The organism is Alphaproteobacteria bacterium, assembly GCA_019746225.1.
In the GTDB taxonomy this organism is placed as follows: Bacteria; Pseudomonadota; Alphaproteobacteria; order Paracaedibacterales; family VGCI01; genus VGCI01.
The window spans coordinates 21938-39744 of record JAIESE010000038.1 but is presented as its reverse complement, the minus strand read 5'-3'; the positions used below and the strand labels follow the sequence as shown (position 1 = coordinate 39744).

General features: G+C 42.2%; 17 protein-coding genes. 10 read left to right on the top strand and 7 right to left on the bottom strand.

The window, feature by feature from the left end; translation table 11 throughout:
- Positions 1 to 96: 96 nt before the first annotated feature.
- From K2Y18_06940 to K2Y18_06910, 7 genes are all read right to left on the bottom strand, one after another.
- Positions 97 to 1878 (bottom strand): ABC transporter ATP-binding protein/permease, encoded by a 1782-nt coding sequence (locus tag K2Y18_06940; protein ID MBX9805470.1) that lies wholly within the window; start codon positions 1876 to 1878, stop codon positions 97 to 99.
- A 222-nt stretch (positions 1879 to 2100) separates the two neighbouring features.
- Complete coding sequence (locus K2Y18_06935) at positions 2101 to 3750, bottom strand: hypothetical protein (protein ID MBX9805469.1); 1650 nt, start codon at positions 3748 to 3750, stop codon at positions 2101 to 2103.
- The gene (locus K2Y18_06930) at positions 3747 to 4949 is read right to left on the bottom strand and encodes a fused response regulator/phosphatase (GenBank protein MBX9805468.1); all 1203 of its coding nucleotides are present in this window, start codon (positions 4947 to 4949) and stop codon (positions 3747 to 3749) included. Before K2Y18_06930 ends, K2Y18_06935 begins: the two co-directional genes overlap by 4 nt.
- An 8-nt stretch (positions 4950 to 4957) precedes the next feature.
- Positions 4958 to 5644 carry an ATP-binding protein gene (locus K2Y18_06925; GenBank protein ID MBX9805467.1) on the bottom strand — a complete coding sequence of 229 codons (687 nt, stop codon included), beginning with the start codon at positions 5642 to 5644 and terminating at the stop codon, positions 4958 to 4960.
- A 5-nt stretch (positions 5645 to 5649) separates the two neighbouring features.
- Complete coding sequence (locus tag K2Y18_06920; protein MBX9805466.1) at positions 5650 to 5907, bottom strand: STAS domain-containing protein; 258 nt, start codon at positions 5905 to 5907, stop codon at positions 5650 to 5652.
- Positions 5908 to 6120: 213 nt separating this feature from the next.
- Positions 6121 to 7362 carry a hypothetical protein gene (locus tag K2Y18_06915; GenBank protein ID MBX9805465.1) on the bottom strand — a complete coding sequence of 414 codons (1242 nt, stop codon included), beginning with the start codon at positions 7360 to 7362 and terminating at the stop codon, positions 6121 to 6123.
- 17 nt (positions 7363 to 7379) lie between these two features.
- Entirely contained in the window at positions 7380 to 8651 is a 1272-nt protein-coding gene (locus tag K2Y18_06910; protein ID MBX9805464.1) for a hypothetical protein, read from the bottom strand.
- A gap of 581 nt (positions 8652 to 9232) precedes the next feature.
- On the opposite strand from K2Y18_06910, the gene K2Y18_06905 reads away from it, so the two are divergent.
- The 10 genes from K2Y18_06905 (at position 9233) to K2Y18_06860 (ending at position 17726) form a co-directional block, all read left to right on the top strand.
- Positions 9233 to 10675, top strand: a complete 1443-nt coding sequence (locus K2Y18_06905; protein ID MBX9805463.1) for an MFS transporter — start codon at positions 9233 to 9235, stop codon at positions 10673 to 10675.
- 107 nt (positions 10676 to 10782) lie between these two features.
- A complete protein-coding gene (locus K2Y18_06900; GenBank protein MBX9805462.1) occupies positions 10783 to 12030 on the top strand; it encodes an MFS transporter in 1248 nt (415 codons plus the stop codon).
- A 260-nt stretch (positions 12031 to 12290) separates the two neighbouring features.
- Entirely contained in the window at positions 12291 to 12995 is a 705-nt protein-coding gene (locus K2Y18_06895) for a helix-turn-helix domain-containing protein (protein MBX9805461.1), read from the top strand.
- Positions 12996 to 13155: 160 nt separating this feature from the next.
- Positions 13156 to 13776, top strand: a complete 621-nt coding sequence (locus K2Y18_06890; protein MBX9805460.1) for a hypothetical protein — start codon at positions 13156 to 13158, stop codon at positions 13774 to 13776.
- A gap of 85 nt (positions 13777 to 13861) precedes the next feature.
- The gene (locus K2Y18_06885; GenBank protein ID MBX9805459.1) at positions 13862 to 14143 is read left to right on the top strand and encodes an AtpZ/AtpI family protein; all 282 of its coding nucleotides are present in this window, start codon (positions 13862 to 13864) and stop codon (positions 14141 to 14143) included.
- A complete protein-coding gene (locus K2Y18_06880; GenBank protein ID MBX9805458.1) occupies positions 14136 to 14873 on the top strand; it encodes a F0F1 ATP synthase subunit A in 738 nt (245 codons plus the stop codon). Before K2Y18_06885 ends, K2Y18_06880 begins: the two co-directional genes overlap by 8 nt.
- A gap of 42 nt (positions 14874 to 14915) precedes the next feature.
- The gene (locus tag K2Y18_06875; protein ID MBX9805457.1) at positions 14916 to 15140 is read left to right on the top strand and encodes a F0F1 ATP synthase subunit C; all 225 of its coding nucleotides are present in this window, start codon (positions 14916 to 14918) and stop codon (positions 15138 to 15140) included.
- Between the two features lie 14 nt (positions 15141 to 15154).
- The gene (locus tag K2Y18_06870) at positions 15155 to 15655 is read left to right on the top strand and encodes a hypothetical protein (GenBank protein MBX9805456.1); all 501 of its coding nucleotides are present in this window, start codon (positions 15155 to 15157) and stop codon (positions 15653 to 15655) included.
- Positions 15652 to 16194: a hypothetical protein gene (locus K2Y18_06865; protein MBX9805455.1), complete on the top strand. Its 543-nt coding sequence runs from the start codon at positions 15652 to 15654 to the stop codon at positions 16192 to 16194. The genes K2Y18_06870 and K2Y18_06865 overlap by 4 nt, the downstream gene beginning before the upstream one ends.
- Before the next feature lie 134 nt (positions 16195 to 16328).
- The gene (locus K2Y18_06860; GenBank protein MBX9805454.1) at positions 16329 to 17726 is read left to right on the top strand and encodes a nitronate monooxygenase; all 1398 of its coding nucleotides are present in this window, start codon (positions 16329 to 16331) and stop codon (positions 17724 to 17726) included.
- The last annotated feature ends 81 nt before the right edge of the window (positions 17727 to 17807 follow it).

Sequence of the window (17807 nt, the reverse complement as noted above, 5' to 3'; positions counted from 1 at the left end):
ATCGTTATTCATGGAGTTCGTTCTTAAAGTCAGGGGTTGATTTTGGTCACCATAGCTTTTCTGAGGTGCTATTGTCCATAAGCGTGAATATCCGCGTTACTTCGGCTTCTTGTATTGGGGCAAAAATCCACCCACTTGCGTGCTCCATAATGTCTTATAGAGTCCCCCTTTTTCAAGAAGCTCTGCATGCGTTCCGTCTTGCACGATTTTGCCCTTGTCGAAGACCAAAATGCGGTCCATGTTTAGCAATGTTGAGAGACGATGGGCTATCACAAGGGCTGTCTTATCCCGCATCAGTTCCCAAAGGCTATCCTGAATGAGTGTTTCTGTGATCGAGTCAAGTTGCGAGGTGGCCTCATCTAAAATGAGAATTGGAGCGTTTTTCAAAACCACCCGTGCAATGGAGATGCGCTGACGCTGGCCACCCGAAAGCTTGATGCCCCGCTCTCCCACAAGGGTCTCATATTGATCAGCCAATTCCTTAATGAAGAGATGTGCATAGGCTTTTTTTGCGGCAAGTTTCACTTCAGCATCACTGGCATTTAAACGACCAAACCGTATATTTTCCAGCAAGGATCGATTAAAGAGCGACGGGTCTTGAGGAATCATCCCAATGGCTTCGTGCAAAGAATCTTGGGTAACGGTGCGAATATCTTCGCCATCAATTAAGATTTGTCCTGATGTGACGTCATAAAGGCGTAAAATCAGATTCACAAACGTGGTTTTGCCGCTGCCAGAGAAGCCAACCAGTCCAACCTTTTGACCAGGTTTTATGATGATTGTTTTCTTCTCAAAAAGAGGGGTCGTTCCTTTGTAATGGAACCGAACATCTTTGAAGGCAATCTCCCCACGTTTGACATGGAGTGTCTTTGCATCCGCCTGATCTACGATTTCAACAGGCAACATAATGGTGCGCAAGGCTTGTGTGATCTTGCCAAAGGATTTGGAAAATTGAGAGAAATCTTTCGTTACATTCCACAAAAATTCGACGATCGAAATATTGATGCTTAATACCAACGCAAAATCACCAACAGAGATAACTCCTTCTTGATACCCCTTCATCAAAAAATAGACATTAAAGCCTTGAGCAATGACAAAGGCATATCCATAAATGAACCAAACCCAAAAGTAGGTCCATTGAAGCTTCCGCTCTGCGACCACTGCTTGATCAAAAGTATTCTTAAGGATTTTAGCCTCTTGAGAGGACCGCGCAAACAAACGAATGGACAAAATGTTGGAAAGGGAATCCACAATTTTTCCGGTAATCATGGAAATATACTCTGACCATTTATCAGAAAGCGTGATAAGGCGGTTCGAAAAGAAGAGGGATCCCAACAAGAACATGGAGGTCCAACCGGCCATGAGGAGGGCAAATTGAGTGCTCACGGTCCAAAGGGTAACAATAGCTACCAAGAGGGCCAAGAAGCTCGCAAAACAGCGGTCAATCACTGTTTGCAAAAGTTCTGGAATATCGCTACTCAAATCATTAATTTTGTTGCCCAAACTTCCTGAGAATTGATTTTGGAAAAAAGAATGGCTTTGCTTCAAAAAGCTGCCAAATGCTGTTTGGGCGAGTTGCTGACGAAGGCGAGGAATCATATCTATTTCAACATAGTACCCATAAATGCGAGAAAGAGTGGTCATGAAGAAGGCTAGAAACATAAAGAAAAGGACTGGAACAGCAAGATAGGAGAAAATATCACCTCCATGATTTTCTGCCAAACGATTCAAAATGACTTTCAATATGTAGGGGCGCAAAGATAAATCAACCGCCCAAAACACAGCCATAAACACCATCGTTCCAATGGCGATGGGAAAGGGCCGTATGGACCGAAGGATAAATATCCAGACATCTTTCGTCATTAAGTCGCGCGTCATTACTTGATTTCCTTAACAGATAGAGGAATAAACTTCACAATTGTGATTATGATTTTGACAAATAAATCGAAAAGGGATTCGTCATTGATTGTAATAAATTTATCTGAAATTGACTCAAAAGGCAAGAGAAATCAAGAAAAATGACTGAATCCTTGATGTTTCGAGGTGTCAAAATGACAACTCTTCGTTCATTCTTATCTTCTCTCATTTTCCCTTGAAAGCTCATACTTCAACGGAAGGAAATGGATTTTTTTGATCACAAACTTCCACTGGGATGCTGAACCAGAAGGTGCTTCCTTGTCCGAGGGTGCTTTCAACACCGAGCTTTCCCCCCATTAAATTGACAAGGCTCTTAACCATATTGAGCCCTAATCCCGTGCCTTGCGTCTTAGCCAGTGTGGAGGTGGTGCCTTGATAAGTCTCTTCAAAAAGATGGGCCTGATTAGCCTCAGAAATACCAGCTCCTGTATCTTTAACTTGGAATATAATTTCTTGCTTTTGGTCACTTAAAGGAACTGTTGACACCTTTATTTGCACTTGACCTTTTTGGGTGAAGTTCAGTGCATTTGTCGTCAGATTCAATAAAATCTGACGAAGGCGAACGGGATCCGTCTTCACATTTTCTGGCAAATGATTGCTAAAGAAGGTTTCAAATTTCAACTTCTTTTGCATTGCCGTAGGAACAAGAAGGCCATGTATTTCCTTAACCAGGGTTACCACGTTGATGGGTTTTAGAAATAATTCCGCTTGGCCTGCTTCAAGTTTGCTATATTCCAAAATGCTTGAGAGCATATTCATCAACGCATCTGCTGAGGCGTAGATCGTATTTACATAGTTATTTTGAGTATGATTTAAAGCTGTTTCCTTCAAGAGGCTCACCATACCTATGATGCCATTCATAGGTGTTCGTATTTCGTGGCTCATTGTTGCAAGGAATTTTGATTTTGCATTGCTTGATTTTTCTGCCACTTCTTTGGCATCTCTCAAGCGTTCCGATGTTTTTGTTAATTCCTGGATTAATTCATCGTGCGAAGAAGCCGCTTGCATGACATTTCGGGTTAAGAAAACTCCAATAACACACAACAATAAGGTAACGGATATTCCTGTCGGAAGAAGGCTAGGTAAGAGCGCTTGCGCTGTATTTTTTGGCAGCCAAGTGAGGTAGCCAACCGTCTCACCATCATCCCTCAAGGGTAAATAAAGTGAATCAATGAGGGTAGCCTCATCCTTTTTCTTGACATATCGCAATCCATCAATTCCAAAAGTTTGGCTCATGGATTGGAAAAAGTCATCATCCAATGTTTGGGTAAGAATCAAGTAGGCAGGCTTGTCGTTACCGAGTTGTTCACTTTTGTTAAAGCTATGAATTCTAGAGATTGATGAGATATAGACAACATTTTTATAGTGAATAATCTTATAATATACCTCCCCATTCTCTTTCTTTTTTAACCCCTCTACAAGGCCTTGAAAGGAGTTTTGGAAAGACCTTATGTTTTTTCGAATATTCTCATCTTGGGTGTTGAGAAAAAGCGTTTCTCCGCTTGCATTAATGATACCAGCAAAATCCACACCAAAGTTTTTCCATAGGTCTTCAGCTATGTTATCAATAAACCACTTTTCATTTGGGTTTGAAACGAGGTTTTCATATACTAAATTTCCTGTGGCATACCCCTTTGTTAGACTTAAAAGCTTCTTTGTCTCATTATCGAGAGCATTTTCCACGAGCACGCGAGAGTCTGTAAAATCATGGTATCGAATAATCCAATAACTTGATGATGTAATAAATATTATTGTTCCAAGGCATATCGTTATCGCGATGGAAAAATAAAGAAAAATATCTCTAAAAATGACATTTCTTACGCTGGTGTTCATCTTTCTAACTTCTCTTCGGGTATTCGGGTTACTTCAATTAAGGTTAGGTCATCGGAAAAAGAAGGATCTCCTAAAAGGCCAACTTGGTCTCGAACCGTTTGTACAACTCTTTCCCCATCCAGTTCTTTGGCAAAGCTGTCAAGGTTGCCTTCATCCAAAAAGACACCCGGAACAGCTTTAAATTCCCAAAGTAAGTCACTGTATAGAATAAGAGATGCCCCTTTTGAGAAAGCCATGGTTCTTAAAGGATAGCTTGGTCGGGCAACAATGCCTAAAGGAACTCCCGATCCATCTCCCACTTCAAATTTCTTTTCTTGTGGGAAATAAATGAGAGGATGTGTTGCACTTGCTGAGGTGTAGGTGAAAAGATCCGTTTTAAAGTCAATAACGCCAATCAGAAATGTGGAGAATTGCCCAGCTGGCATGACGCTGATCAGTCGACTATTCAAAGCATCAATAATCTCTCCAGGATCATCAGCACAATGTTTAAATTCCTGTATAAGTGTGTGAAGTCGAAAGGTGTGCAAAGCGGCCCGAATCCCTTTACCTGAAAAGTCACAAATCCAGATGACAAGTTGTGTTGGTCCAATATCCAAAATGCCCCACATATCCCCACTTAGAAAGCGGGAAGGCACAAACAACGAGTCGATTTTTATGTTATGACGTTGTTCCAATTCAGCTACCAATTCAGGAGACGGAAGAAGTGACTGCTGAACCTCAAAGGCCTGGTCAATATCCTTTTGGGCCACCTTCTGGTATTCTTCCAATTCTTGTAGAAGGATGGAGTTTTCGAGTTGTACCTTTACTCTTGATAAGAGCTCCAATCGATGAATGGGTTTTGTGATGACGTCGCTTGCTCCAGATTCCCAGGCCTCAATGCGTTGCTCCGGTTCACTTAACGCCGTTTGGACAATAATGGGTAAGTGCTTTAGGTTCATGTCCTTACGCAAAGCTTTAATCACTTGGACCCCGTCCATCTCAGGCATGACGAGATCCAAAATCATGATGTCTGGAAAAAAAGTTTCAATTTTTGTTAAGGCTTCCTTGCCATCTACAGCAACGTCCAGATTCTTAAACCCGGCACTTTCTAAGTAGCTTAGGATAAGTTCGCGGTTGAGCGCAGCATCATCTACAACCAAAATGCGGCTATCAAAGAAGGCAGCGTTTCTTTGTCCGATATTGAGTTGCTTATTCAGCATGTTGGGCCTCAAGTGAAAAATCGCAAGCGAAGAACTTTTCCTTGATCTTGGACCACAACTTCATCTGCAAAAGTATTTATAATAGCGAGGCCTTGAAAGTCACTGGAAATTTTTGAAACGGCGTTATGCCAATCAAACCCTTTGCCTGAGCTGATAATCACAACATCCACCGACTCTGGGTTGACATGAAAATTCAGCTTCAACAAGCGTCTAGCCAAAATTGTATTCTTTAATCGATCTTTGATTAAATCACAAAAATTGAGTGATTTTTCCCGGTTATTGGGGCAGTCAACTTCTAAATTGCTCCATAAAATTGCGTTTGTGACAACTTCATGTGTTGAAGTTAGAATTTGCTCACATAAAACAGGATGAAGAACAGTTTTATGAAGGAGAAAATGGTCGAGAACGGCAATAATATCAATGATATACGCGGTGAGTGTTGTCAAAGACAAAGCAAACTCTCCGATGGGAGCTTCAAAGCCACTCATTCCATGTTTCAGGGTTGTATCTTCAATGAGTATTGTATAGTTATTTTGAATCGCATCAATCAGATCTTGCGTCGTCGGACTATGATCATATAAGAGGGCTCTTTCTTCCAGGCTAGAAGATTTTGAGTCAGCCTTCTTTACAGCCTTTGCAAAAGGCTGCAGTTGGTCACTATTCTTTTGAGCTTTTTCAGATGGAGCAATTGGCATCAAATTCACTCTATGTTAAATAAACTATCAAATCTCCCGAGATCCAGCATTTTTTTGACTTGGCCTTGGGCGCCTTTCAAAATAACATTGCCGTTTACTGACTGCAGTTTATCTCGAGCAATTAAAAGCATTCCCAAGCCTGCAGAATCGATGAATTCAAGTTCTGTTAGGTCAAATAAACAGCACTTGCTATTGTTATCTGTCACGATCTGAGTAATCTCACGAAAGCTGCTGTAATCAGCAAAAGTCAGACGACCCTTCATATCGACTTCTATCTTTGGACCTGCAGATTTCAATGTATAAATCACGATAAGATACTCCTGAAAAAGTGTTTTTGCCTTACTATCCTTAGTTTAGGAGATGTGATCTTAACGGAAGGTTAAAACGCAGAAAAAATGTTAAACATATAAAAAGGGGAGGGAAAGCCTTGTGAAATTTAAAAGCGTAAGGTGGGGTAACACCTTACGATTCCAAGGTTAGTGAGCGGGTTTGACGCCGGCTTTTAAAATATCTTCCCTGTCAAATCCAAGTTCAAGGAAGTTTTTAAAAGTTATTTGTGTTCCATTTACTAATAATGAATCCATTAGAGCTTTTATCATTCCAATGCTGTCTGTCTCATCTGGATTTTTTGGATTTGATTGAAGAGATGAACAGCCAGAATCCCCCTCTCTTGGTGTATGTAGAGGCGTTGTTTCGCTTGAGCTTGTAGAAGCCTGGTTAGGGGTGATGATATTTAACTTACTATAATGAATGCCACCCACGCCTTCATGATAAATAAAGATTGGATCTTGACCTCTCATTTCCGCAAAAGATGCGCTGACGGTTGTCTCCATAATGGTATCCTGGGATGGAACCCATCTAACAGCGTTTGTATTCATCGGGCACATAACATGAACAGGAACTTTATACAAATTTGCAAAAATCACAGCAAAAATATCGTGAAGCGTATGGAGGCTATACAAACTTTTCAAATCAATATTTTTCCCTCGGTCCTCTTCTATAAATACATATTGCTGTAATATATCCCGTATCGTTGGCTGCTGGTCGGCGCGGTTATTAATATCTTCAATGGGAATCAACCGGTCGAGGTGGGCCAAAATATCTTGATAAAATTTACGACGAACAGGTCCAAAATCTCGCCTTCCACCAGATTCTGGGGTCTCTAAAAGCTTTTTGGCTAAGGCTGCATCTTCCAGAACAGTTGTTAGGAGAGCCTCATCTTCTCGAATAATGCTGTAGAAAAAGCAGTTCAAATCTTTCCCCGAAGACCATTTAATTTCCATTTCTGTGGACCCTTGCGGTGCCAAATACAAATCATATATCCGCTGTCCTTGGGAGAGAACCGTTCTTTTATCCTTTTCGAGTCTGCTTTTTGATTTCGAAAAGCTAAAGTCTGTAGGACCTCTTCTATATGAAGTTGGTTGTTGAGTTGAGCTGAAGGTAAAGGGGGGCGTCGTCGGAAGGGTTTGAGTTCCTGGGGAGCCCCTTCTGCTTGGTCTTGTAGAGGCAGTTAAACCTGCAGCTTTGGGTCTAGTGGTGACAGCAGAGATATTATCTCTTGAGGTATGTCGTGGTGGCGATGTTCTCACACTGACTGTTCGCAAGGGTGGTTTAGACGGTGAATCGCCATCTAAATTATTGAGATCTATGCCTTGGGCGCCTTGGTCGATAGCTATGCTTGCTATAAAACCAAGGGAAAGTAATTTTATGTTCATCATGGGTATCCTTTCACAAGCTAGAAGGGTTGCTTTCTTGCTTTTGCTGCTTTAATGTGATCGTCATTAAATCCCATATCTTTAAGATTCTCGTAGTCACAACCTTGTTCAATAGCTCTTTCAATTAGATCAATTGTAAAGTCATCTTGATCCATAAGCTGGAAGTTTGAACCCTTTACAGAAGAATCAAGGTTTTCTGAATTTGCTTTCTCTGAATTAATTTTTTGCTGAGAAGAGCAGATCTCACGATGAGTATCCTCATAACTTACGCCCGCAATCTTTTGTCGCAACGCATACTCGAGCTTCCTAATTTTAAGTTCTTCTCCAGGCTGCAAATTATCTTTGTTATATAAGTATCGAAAATGATTGCCTCTATGCTCTCCTCTGTGAATTAATCGAATCACGGGTGCTCCGGGATTGTAGGTTGCTTTCAGCATTATTTTTATTCGGTCAATGGTATTTTCTTGTGAAGCTTCATCAAAAACATGAGAATTTTTGTCAGGAACGTAAATTTCTATATTCAAGCGGTATATATAGGCAGCCAAATGTATGTTACAACCAATATTCCCGTTCTCAGCGTGCAAATCCTTTTCAAGAACATTTGCGTCTAACCAATTTTCTTTTAAATCTTCAATTAAGTCTGGTTGGTTGAATATTTTTAGAGATTCGGCGTAGGACATAACAGAAATGTCCTTTTCTTCTAATTTTTCCTTAGTCTTAGCAACAAGGTCTCGTCGGTCAATGGATAGAGTATAGTCACCACAATGGCCGTCACCGACGACATCTTGAATTGTGTATACTTCACCATCATCAGCTAAGTAGCTCCGGTATCTATTTGTTTTAACGTCACCATAATAAAAATAGCGTGGTGGGACGAAAGCATCAAAAACATCACGTACGTACATAGAACCCTGCATCTTGGAAAAAGTTCCTATTTCAAAATTAGGATCAATCTTTACGGGCGATAATGTATGATTACCTCGTCTTAGTCCGGAAAATGCTGTCGTAGTACGACGGGTATTGCCTCTTGCGCTTGAGGAGGCAGAACTGTTGGTGAAAGCATCCATTGCATCTGAGCTTGGGCTAGAGGCGGTTTCGTAAAATGAGACGGAAGGAGCCGCAACAGCCATATTTTTGATAGGGCGGGGATTTCGACCAGCGTTGCTTCGTGTTGTCGCGGCGGATTGCTCCGGAGGGGGGGTGCCATTTAAATTGTTTATATCGATGCTGAAGGCGCTATTTTCAAAGGTAATGCTTGTTATGAAAGCAAGGGAAAGTAATTTTATGTTCATTTTAAGTATCCTAATTCATTTTTTAAAGTTAACACTTGATAAGTTGGGGTATTTTTATAAATAATGGCTTATTTTATTTTTTATTGTAGTCTTGAGCCCATACAAAAAGGCCTGTAATTTTTTATTTATATATAATCTCAGCGATAATGTAAAGCTCATTCTTATTGATAGTTTAGCGTTATCGTTCTACTTTGATTCAAGTTTGTACTGGAAACGAACTACCAAGTATAGACTTTATCCTGAGGGTGCGCTGATTAAGATCGCAGGTTTTTAGAAGAGTCAACTCGGCAAACCTTCATTTCTAATAATTACAAAAATTTATTTCAAAATAATTATTATTTTCATGTAAAAATCATCTTTAAGACTTATGATTCATTGTGTTTGGCACAAATGACTGTAAATAAATGTGTAGAAAAACAAGCTAAATGAAATATATGTTTTGCAATATATAATGCTAATTGCCTTTTTAAATCAATAATGATCACGCTTTGTTCACATGCAATTTGGGAGTTGACAGAAATTCTGATTTGTCTCACAAGATAGAGGGCAATAATGATCTCGAAGTAGAAAGTGAGGGCAGTATGAGGCTATTTTCATCTCTGAATCGTGACCAGAAGGAAGCTATAGGGCTTTTGCAAATCGGGACCTTTCTCGAATTCTTCGATCTCATGCTGTATATCCATATGGCGGTTGTTCTTAATGAAATCTTCTTCCCACAAACCGACCCGCACAGTGCTTCTCTCTTAGGCGCCCTTGCCTTTTGTTCGACTTACGTTTTAAGGCCTGTTGGCGCCCTCATTTTTGGATGGATCGGGGATAACATTGGACGAAAATCCACAATTGTTATTACAACGTTCATCATGTCAATTTCCTGTTTAACGATGGCAAATCTTCCCACCTATGCCCAGATTGGTATTTCAGCTGCCTGGATTATGACCATCTGCAGAATGGCACAAGGCATGACATCTATGGCGGAAATTATTGGGGCAGAAATATATGTAGCAGAAAGTATTCGGCGCCCCGCGTCCTATCCAGCTGTTGCCTTTATCCCGATCGCGGCAAGCTTGGGGTCTTTGTTTGCCTTGGGTGTTGCCTCTCTTGTTACCTCCTTTTACATGAATTGGCGTCTTGCCTTTTGGGTTGGGGCTGTCATTGCCTTTGTTGGGGCGATTGCACGAACCCGCCTTCGGGAAACGCCAGAGTTTCTAGAGATGAAAAGACAACAGCTCAAAGAAGGTATTGCCAGTGTGAGTCAGGGAGATGATCGCGAAGAGGCGGAGGAACTGTTAAGCATTATTAAAGAAGCCGAGCCAGATCAACACTTACAAAAAGCCATGGAATTTATACAGAGTGCAAAAGATTCCGCGAAAGTAGAAGCATCGAGATGGAAACAGGCCGTTAATAAGAAGACCTTAATGTCGTTTGCCACAATATATTGTGGTTGGCCATTGACCTTTTACCTTGCTTTTTTCTATTTTAATCCGACGCTAAAAGATAGTTTTGGATATTCTCCAGCGGACATCATTAAGCACAACTTTTTCTTATCTCTGATTGTGTTATTGGCAAATCTAACTTGGGCAATGTTAAGCAGCAAGTATCATCCTATTCGAATATTAAAAACGAGGTGGGTATTCACTTTCTTCTTTATGTTAATGCTTCCTCTTTTGATCATGAACTTCGAGAGCACAACCCATATCTTTTTAATTCAGGCTTTGGTTCTTTTGATGCCTCTAAATGCAACCCCTGCAGAGGCGGTGTTTATGTATCATTTGCCCATCCGACGCAGATTTACCTTTGCGACCTTTTTGTATGCCCTGACACAAGCCATGATGTATGTCATCACTTCCTTCGGATTGGTCATCTTGAGTGACTCTTTTGGGCCCTTTGGGATCTGGTTTATTACGTTACCGATTACCCTCGCCTATATCTATGGCGTTTTGTATTTTGAAGCCCTGGAGCGTAAGACAGGGAATCTAGCTTTACCGACAAAGAACTTCACAGAAGAAGCAACGGTTATGGCTTAAACAAGAAAGGTTGAACTGTTGTGGGGATATTATCGTCGCTAAATCGTGAGCAGAAAGAATCGATTGGATTGTTGCAGATAGGGACGGTTCTTGAGTACTTTGACCTGATGCTCTATATCCACATGGCTGTTCTTTTGAATGATATTTTCTTCCCGAAAACAGATGCCTATTCTGCTTCTTTGCTCGCCGCATTTGCCTTTTCTTCTACCTTTGTTTTTAGGCCAATCGGGGCGATAATTTTTGGATGGATGGGAGATAATATTGGCCGAAAATCAACCATTATTTTAACAACTCTTATTATGTCTATGTCCTGTATTCTCATGGCAAACCTTCCTACCTATGCACAAATTGGCATCTCAGCTACCTGGATTATGATCGCTTGCAGAATGGCTCAAGGCATGTCGTCGATGGGGGAAATCGTAGGGGCCCAAATTTATGTTGCAGAATCTGTTCGGCGTCCAACTTCTTACCCCTCAGTTGCCTTTATCACCATCGGAGCATCCATTGGAACGACCCTGGCTCTGGGCGTAGGGGTCCTTGTATTGTCCTTTGATATGAATTGGCGAATGGCCTTCTGGATTGGGGCAATCATCGCGATTGTTGGGTCCGTTGCTCGAACAAGGCTTCGGGAAACACCCGATTTCCTAGAGTTGAAACGACAACAAATGAGAAAGATTATCTCAGAGCTGAACGAGGAAGATGACATCCCTGAGCCAGAAACTCAGTCGCCCATCTCTTCTTGGAAAGAGCGCATCAGAGCAAAGACTCTAGTGTCATACTTTTTTGTTTCTTGCGGATGGCCCTTGTCTTTGTACCTGGGCTATATATATTTTAACCCCATTCTAAAGGAGGATTTTGGATATACATCTGCCCAAATCATTTACCACAATTTTCTGTTGTCCATCATCTTCATGATTCCTCTTGTGGCACTTTCGATTTTGAGTCATCGGATTCACCCAGTAAAAATCCTCAAAATCAGAGGCATATTCATTGTGATGCTGATGTTGGCTTTACCTTTCTTAATTGGCAATTTAAATACCCCCTTTCATGTATTTATGTTGCAAACGCTTATTTTAATTTTGCCTCTTGATAGCGTACCTGCAGAAGCTGTCTTTATTTATCACTTACCGATCTATCGGCGCTTTACCCTGGCGAGTCTGTTGTTTGCCTTCTCGCGTGCAGGCGTGTACCTTCTCACGTCGTTTGGGTTGGTATATCTGGGAAGCTATTTTGGTGCTTATGGGTTGTGGATCATAACATTGCCGATGACAATCGCTTATCTCTATGGCATTCGACACTTTGAAGGCTTAGAGAGTAAGGCAGGATTCCTTTCTTTAAAACCCAACAAAAGCTAGGCTTATCAGAGCAAACGTATCGTTGAAGATGTCCTCTGATTCTTATAAAGAATAGGATGCATTAAGATTTTGAGTGAAAAAAATCAAATTTTGTGCCAATATAAGAGTTGAGGACTCATAAGTTTTGTCCTTGAAAAAAAAGAATAGCCCCTTGTGGCACAATATATACATAACTCAAACTCTATTCACCGTTTTGGTCTGTGGGGTGAAAACTTTAAATAAAAGTGTTTGTTACCTGAAGCAGAGAGTTAAACCATAATATGGCGAAAACAACAGAAGCAATTGAACGTGGGAACAGATTACGCACCTTGCGCGAGCAAACGGGGCTTTCTCGAGCTCAATTTGCCCATGAGGTGAACATTAATGAACACACTTTAAAGTCATTTGAATTGGGGGCAAGGGAACTCCCGCTTCAAAAAGCACGAGAATACTCCCGCATATTCTTGTTTGCGGGAATCGACGTCAGCTTTGAATATTTATATTATGGAAAAGAGGCGGAAGCGTCAAATCAGGGCGATGCTCTTATTAACGACGATTTAAACATCCAAAATGAAGTTATCTATTTTAAGAAAATCAATCCGTTATCCATCATATTCACCATTCCTGATTCCCTCATGTCCCCCATTTACAATAAGGGCGATATTGTTGGAGGTCAGAAGATCACAAATGAAAATCAATTTTCTTTGCTGAATGGCCATATTTGTATCATTGAAGGGTCCCGAGGTCAGCAAGCCCTGAGAAGAATTATTAAAACAGATGGCAGGAACATTGTTGCTTGTACCTTAAGGGCGGATGATGGGATGCCCCCTCTTGTTGAAGAAATTGAGGCCTTTTCTCTTGCCCAAGTATCCCGTCATTGGCACGTCTATGAATCCATTGGAAACATCTACACCCAGCCAACCATTTCTTCCAATCATTCTTCTCTTCACGACCCCGATCTTCACCCAATAAGATCCCGTAATTAAGCGCACCTGTGCTTTTCCCATAGGCCATTTAGGCAACTTCCATAGAAAACAACATAAAATTAACATATTTTTGGGGTGCGACAAAATTGGAATTGACACATGTATCCATAATTCGTATTACAATAGATACATGTATCTGTTTCAAGGAGATGACAAAAAAATGTTTCAGCTCGTTCAAAAAGAAAATCAACATGAAGTGACACAAGCGCTAGAGCCGCTTGAACAAGGACCTCGTGGTCCTTTCAGTTCTTGCGTTCACTTGCAGGGGCCGGGTCTTTATACGATGACAGTTGAGGATCCTTCCCATTATTTGGGATGTGAGTTGATCTTGGAAATTGAACCCTCTCCCGATGAACAAGGGGAAAGCGTTGTGATTTGTCATTTTCCGAAGATTGAGGAGAAACTTCTCAATACCTTTGTTATGGAAGACGATTCCTTGTTCGTTATCCTTTTGATAGAGTATCAAATGAAAATTTTGAAGGAACTCTTTTTGTTTTGCGCCACCAACTATGCGAAAACCCTTGTCATCTACTGCGATGACAAGCAAGCCGAAGATCTCGACATTTATCGCGAGTTTCTCAGCTTCATCGGTCTGATTGATCTTGGAACAGAAACCGTCTCCGTGATGACGATTCCAGCTGATAAGCAAACCTTTCAAGCTTACATTGAATTTATGTATGAAGTCTGTTTGAAATTTCGCCAAGAATTGTGGCAAGAACAGCGCAATAACCCTGCCATTCAACAGTACTTAAAAATCCACCCGTTCACAGGGAGCTTGTGAGGAGGGGCAAGGATAACTTTTTTCACCGCAACCAACACCACCTATGCTACTTTTTTACTAAGGGCAACATTAGGAAGGTGCGAATGTGACAAAAGGCCGTCAAAAAATCCCTCAAAAGAAACCTTTCTCTCCTTTATCCGACTTAGGTTTTGCGTACCGCGTGGGCCTTGAATTCACATCAGGGATTCTCGTTGGGCTTGTTCTCGGTTATGCTATAGATACAGTGTTTAATACGCAGCCCTGGGGGCTTGTGGTGATGGTTATATTGGGGGCAAGCGCCGGTTTGCTGAATATTTTTCGTATGCTGGGTTTGTGGGGCCCATCAGCCCCAAAGAATCCCCCGTCAAATGAGGATAAAGATGGTTGACCCGTTACATCAATTTAGGATTCACCCCCTCATCCACTTGGAGCTGGCAGGGTGGGATATTTCGTTTACCAACTCTTCCCTCTTTATGGTGTTGGCAACCCTTGTCATCACGACTTTCTTTTACTTTTCTGTCAACCCAAAAGCCCTGGTACCGAATCGATTACAAGTCATCAGTGAGGCTGCATACACCTTTATTTCAGATATGATTCGTGACAATACCGGCAAAGCGGGCCTCGATTATTTCCCATATATTTTCAGCCTATTCTTGTTTATTCTAATGGGAAATTTGTTGGGCATGATCCCCTATAGCTTCACGTTTACAAGCCATATCATTGTTACCTTTTCTCTAGCAGTAATGGTTCTTTTCTTTGTGACAATCATAGGATTTTCCCGTCACGGATTCCATTTCTTGCGATTGTTTTGGCCTGCGAATACGCCTGTCTTTATTGTCCCCCTTTTGGTGCCGATCGAGATTATGTCCTATCTAACGCGCTCCGTCAGCTTATCCATCCGACTTTTTGCGAACATGATTGCTGGACATGCCATGCTCAAACTCTTTGGGAGTTTTGCGATTGCTTTGGCTGGATCTGTCTTTTTTCCAGTGGCTGTGGCGGCGCTTGCTATCAATGTCGCCATCACGGGTTTTGAGTTTTTGATCGCTTTACTTCAGGCATATATCTTTACTATATTAACTTGTATATACTTGCATGATGCCTTGAATTTACATTGAATCTTGAGACATTAATTTATTCAACAAGGGAGCTTACAAAACATGGATATGGCAGCGGCAAAAATGATTGGAGCAGGTTTGGCAATGATGGCCTTGTTAGGGGTTGGAATTGGTTTGGGAAATATATTTTCTAATCTGATAACAGCAATAGCGCGCAACCCTTCGGCTAAAGATGATGTGATGAAAGTTGGGTTAATTGGGTTCGCCTTAACGGAATCTATTGCGTTGCTTGCTTTCGTGACAGCACTGATCATTTTATCAAAATAGGGTGATGCTTCGCCATGCCACAATTTGATGTCACAACATTTCCATCCCAAATATTTTGGCTGATAATTTGTTTCGTCTTTTTATGTGGCGTGATGGCCCGGTATCTCGTACCGCGCCTAACGACGTCCATCGGGATTCGCGAACAACGTCTTCAAGAAGACTGGAGTCAGTCGAAGGACTTGAGGGCACAAGGCCAAGCCTTGAGGCAAGAAAATCTCGCGCGTCTATCTGAAGCCCGGGGAAAAGCACATGCACATATTCACCAGATATTAGCTGAAATACACCATAGAAAAACAAGTCGTCTCGCTGTTTTAGATGAGGAGCTGATTTTAAAGACTAAGAATATCCGAGAAGATCTAAAGGAGAAAACCCACAAGATTTTGGGAAATATTGAACCTCTCGTCTCTCAAGTGATTAAGGCGACATCTCCTCGTCTCCTCGGGCAATCCCTTAGCCAAGCCGAAATCAAAGAACTTGTCCTAGAGGTCCTTGAGAAGGGAAAGAAATCATCATGATTGATCCAACCTTCATCGTCGCTATCAGCTTTATCCTTTTTATGGGCATTGCCTACCGCCTTGGTTACCGCCGATCCATGGACGCTTTGGATCAAAAAATTGCAACCATCCGTCAAGCACTCGAGGATGCCACACAAGCGAAAGAGGCGGCTATTCAGGATTTGAACGACGAACGACGCCAACAAGGAGAAATTGTTGAAGAGATAGAGCTCATTGCCAAAAGAACCGAAGAGCAAGCCATGGTTTTGCGCCAGCAAGCCTTGCAGGAGATTAATAAAATGATTACATCTCGACAGCACGCGGCAGAAAACATGATGAAGCGAATGCATCAAGAAGCGGTACAAACCATTAAAGAGGAAGCATCCATGCAGACCTTGGTGGCATTTGAAGCGCTAGTGACTTCAAAATTTACCTCAAAACAACAAGAAACAATCAACGATGGGGCTATTGCTCAGATCTCTGCCCAGCTCACCAAGCGACGTCCCGCTGTTGCGGTTAAACCAAAGAAAGCCCGAGCCAAGAGCCAGATAAGAGTGTGAAACTCACAAATACCACCCAAATAAATCAAACTTATCTTGCCATCCTTTCAAAATACCGCTAAAAAAACAAAGTGCATCATAAATGTCTTTGAAAAATTAGAGACGCGCATCGTTATTCGTTTGGAGCATCTGTCATGAAGCCGTTGAAAAATGTCATTATCTCTGGTCGTGAAGTTTTACCCTTAGTTGAAGGGGGCAAAGGGATTGCCATATCTAACGGGGAGAGTTCAGGCGCCTGGGCCGCAGCAGGGGGTGTGGGAACCTTTTCAGCCGTCAACGCAGACGCGCACGATGAGCATGGGAATATTATTCCGATTATTTATCATGGAAAGACCCGCCGCGAACGTCATGAGGAATTGGTTCAATTCTCCATACAAGGTGGTATTACCCAAGCCAGAATTGCTCATGAACGTTCCAACGGTCAAGGGCGTATCCACATGAACGTTTTGTGGGAAATGGGGGCTGTTGAGCCCATCTTGCACGGTGTTCTTTCAAAAGCCAAGGGCTTGGTCCATGGGGTCACCTGTGGTGCTGGTATGCCCTATAAGCTGGCTGAAATTTGTGTGCACTACGGGGTTCATTATTATCCGATCGTCTCATCTGCCCGTGCGTTTCGAATTTTGTGGAAGCGCGCCTACAATCGTTTCCCGGACGCTTTGGGAGGCGTTGTCTATGAGGATCCATGGTTGGCCGGCGGACACAATGGATTATCCAATAGTGAACACCCTGACCATCCTGAAAGCCCGATGCCCCGTGTGATTGAGTTGCGTCGCGCTATGAAAGAATGTGGTCTCGATAACACGCCCATCTTTATGGCCGGCGGCGTATGGTGTTTGAGCGAATGGAACGACTGGTTGGACAACCCTGAGATCGGCCCCATAGCTTTCCAATTTGGAACGCGCCCTCTTTTGACTCAAGAAAGCCCCATCTCAGATGCCTGGAAGAAGAAGCTCTTCACCCTGAAGGAGGGTGATATTCGTTTGAATCGCTATAGCCCCACCGGTTTTTATTCCTCTGCGGTTCGCAATGATTTCTTGTTAGATTTGGAAGCAAGGTCCTTGCGCCAAGTCGCCTATAGCATCGCCCCTGTTGGGGAGCACACAGAGGGATTTCCTGTGGGCGCAAGAGGTCGGTTGGTGTATTTGACCACCCATGATAAGGAACAAGCAGAATCTTGGGTCAAGGCAGGGTTTACAGAAGCCATGCGCACACCGGATTCTACCCTCGTGTTTGTAACAACACCTCAACAGAATGAAATTTTGACCGATCAGATCAATTGCATGGGCTGTCTATCTGCCTGTAACTTCAGCAATTGGGCGCAAAATGAGGAAGGATCAACTGGCAAGAAGGCCGATCCGCGGTCTTATTGTATCCAAAAGACCCTCCAGGCCATTAGTCACAGCGATGATGTCAATCACCAGCTCATGTTTGCTGGTCACCAAGCTTATCGCTTTGCCAAAGATCCTTACTATGCCAATGGGTTCGTTCCAACGGTCCAGCAACTCGTCGAGCGCCTTCAAACTGGGAAATAAAGGGCGCGAAGCTGTTTTTTCTTTTAAAATCCGTTAATTAACCAAAAATCAAGAATTTCACCTCAATAATTATATTATATT

Bases quoted from the DNA above. Each gene is read 5' to 3' on its own strand.
- K2Y18_06940 (MBX9805470.1), bottom strand. From the start codon at position 1,878: ATGACGCGCGACTTAATGACGAAAGATGTCTGGATATTTATCCTTCGG.
- K2Y18_06935 (MBX9805469.1), bottom strand. From the start codon at position 3,750: ATGAACACCAGCGTAAGAAATGTCATTTTTAGAGATATTTTTCTTTAT.
- K2Y18_06930 (MBX9805468.1), bottom strand. From the start codon at position 4,949: ATGCTGAATAAGCAACTCAATATCGGACAAAGAAACGCTGCCTTCTTT.
- K2Y18_06925 (MBX9805467.1), bottom strand. From the start codon at position 5,644: ATGCCAATTGCTCCATCTGAAAAAGCTCAAAAGAATAGTGACCAACTG.
- K2Y18_06920 (MBX9805466.1), bottom strand. From the start codon at position 5,907: ATGAAGGGTCGTCTGACTTTTGCTGATTACAGCAGCTTTCGTGAGATT.
- K2Y18_06915 (MBX9805465.1), bottom strand. From the start codon at position 7,362: ATGATGAACATAAAATTACTTTCCCTTGGTTTTATAGCAAGCATAGCT.
- K2Y18_06910 (MBX9805464.1), bottom strand. From the start codon at position 8,651: ATGAACATAAAATTACTTTCCCTTGCTTTCATAACAAGCATTACCTTT.
- K2Y18_06905 (MBX9805463.1), top strand. From the start codon at position 9,233: ATGAGGCTATTTTCATCTCTGAATCGTGACCAGAAGGAAGCTATAGGG.
- K2Y18_06900 (MBX9805462.1), top strand. From the start codon at position 10,783: ATGCTCTATATCCACATGGCTGTTCTTTTGAATGATATTTTCTTCCCG.
- K2Y18_06895 (MBX9805461.1), top strand. From the start codon at position 12,291: ATGGCGAAAACAACAGAAGCAATTGAACGTGGGAACAGATTACGCACC.
- K2Y18_06890 (MBX9805460.1), top strand. From the start codon at position 13,156: ATGTTTCAGCTCGTTCAAAAAGAAAATCAACATGAAGTGACACAAGCG.
- K2Y18_06880 (MBX9805458.1), top strand. From the start codon at position 14,136: ATGGTTGACCCGTTACATCAATTTAGGATTCACCCCCTCATCCACTTG.
- K2Y18_06875 (MBX9805457.1), top strand. From the start codon at position 14,916: ATGGATATGGCAGCGGCAAAAATGATTGGAGCAGGTTTGGCAATGATG.
- K2Y18_06870 (MBX9805456.1), top strand. From the start codon at position 15,155: ATGCCACAATTTGATGTCACAACATTTCCATCCCAAATATTTTGGCTG.
- K2Y18_06865 (MBX9805455.1), top strand. From the start codon at position 15,652: ATGATTGATCCAACCTTCATCGTCGCTATCAGCTTTATCCTTTTTATG.
- K2Y18_06860 (MBX9805454.1), top strand. From the start codon at position 16,329: ATGAAGCCGTTGAAAAATGTCATTATCTCTGGTCGTGAAGTTTTACCC.